Origin of the sequence: Mesorhizobium sp. LNHC229A00 (genome assembly GCF_000502415.1) — a bacterium.
Classification (GTDB): Bacteria; Pseudomonadota; Alphaproteobacteria; order Rhizobiales; family Rhizobiaceae; genus Mesorhizobium.
Map to the genome: position 1 here is coordinate 1 of NZ_AYWQ01000218.1, position 359 is coordinate 359.

General features: G+C 60.4%; 1 pseudogene. It reads right to left on the reverse strand.

The features are described from left to right. Positions 1-359, reverse strand: a pseudogene (locus X742_RS01000000171340) (thiamine pyrophosphate-dependent enzyme); the annotation flags it as partial.

The following is a 359-nucleotide window of genomic DNA, read 5'->3' on the forward strand; positions in this document are numbered from 1 at the left end:
AAGCATGGTCGCCGGTGCAGATGTCTTCGTCGACGCCAAATTTCGGCTTGACGACACGCTCGCCGCCGTTGATCGCTTTGTCGACCAGCGGCTTTTCGCGACGCTGGCGATTGAGCATGCATTCCGACGAAGCGACGATGACTTTTGGCCCCTTCTCGTCCGTCGTCAGCGCCTCGCGCAGCGTGTCCTGCATCTTGACGACATCGTAGGTGCGGTCGACATGGCGCAGCCATTTGACGCCCATGCCTTTCACCGCCTCGGTGATCGGATGCTTGGTCGACTTGGTCCTGTTACCCGCGCGCGACGACAGGATGTCCTGCCCGCCAGTGGCGGCCGAGTAAAAATTATCGACGATGACG